Raw genomic sequence first — 997 nt, 5'->3', positions numbered from 1 at the left:
GCATGATGATGTCTTCGCCGCCCTCCTTGCGCGTCCAGGCGGCGAAATGGACTTCCCAGCCGTCCTTGCCCGAAGGCACGATGCCGGAAATGCGCGATGATGGTCTAGGCATGCAAAACTCCCGAAATTTCGTAGCCGGCCTGTTCGAGCCGGTCGCGCAGAGCGGCGATGTGCGGTGGTCCGACTTCGCAGCAGCCGCCAACGATGCTTGCCCCAGCCTCGACCCAGCCGATCGCCTGGTCGGCATAGGCATCCGGGCCAAGGTCGTGACGAGCGTGCAGCACATCGACGGTGCCGCCGTGCTTGAGTGCTTCGGTTGACGTGAAGCCATTGGCGTAGGCGCCGACCGGGCCGCCGAGGCCGATCAGTTCAGGCAAAGCCGCGGCGATTGCTTCCGGCCGGCAGCAATTGACCAGCCGCGCGGCGACTGCCAGGCCGTCGAGCGCGCTTGCCGCGGTGGCTATCGCTTCGCCGCTGCGCAGCCGCGGCTTGCCGTGGTCGGCCAGCGTCCACGACACCCATACCGGCTTGCCGCTTTCCGATGCCGCGGTGACCGCCGCGCGGGCTTCGTCCGCCGACGCCATGGTTTCACACAGGAACAGGTCGACGCCATCGGCCTGCTCGGCAACGATGCGGCGGTAAATATCGAGCGTGTCCTCGAAGGAAATGGTCAGTGCCGGTGCATAGCTGCCGAAAAGCGGCGATAGGCAGCCGGCGATGGCTGCATCGCCGGCCTCGTCGCGGGCCTGTCTGGCCAATTCGATGCCGCGCTTCTGCAACGGCTTGAAGAGGTCTTCCGCGCCCTCGCGCGCCAGGCGTTCGGGTGTTGCCGAATAGGTGTTGATGGTGATGACACGGGCGCCGGCACGGATGAATTCCGCGTGCAGGTCGCGCACCAGATCCGGTTCGTCGATCAGCACCCGGGCTGACCATAGCGGCGTCGGCTCGGATTTGCTGCGGCGGACCAGTTCCTGGCCCATGCCGCCATCGGTGAGGA

1 protein-coding gene is annotated in these 997 nt (G+C 66.4%); it reads right to left on the bottom strand.

Annotated features, from left to right (window positions below):
- Positions 1-104 precede the first annotated feature (104 nt).
- Positions 105-997: homocysteine S-methyltransferase family protein (locus EN964_RS35525; protein WP_164776464.1), on the bottom strand; the 893-nt coding region annotated here is incomplete at its 5' end.

The sequence above is a fragment of the Mesorhizobium sp. M7A.F.Ca.CA.001.10.2.1 genome, assembly GCF_003998575.1.
Lineage (GTDB): Bacteria > Pseudomonadota > Alphaproteobacteria > Rhizobiales > Rhizobiaceae > Mesorhizobium.
Note: the sequence above shows the minus strand (reverse complement) of the source record. Positions and strands in the feature narration are given on the sequence as shown.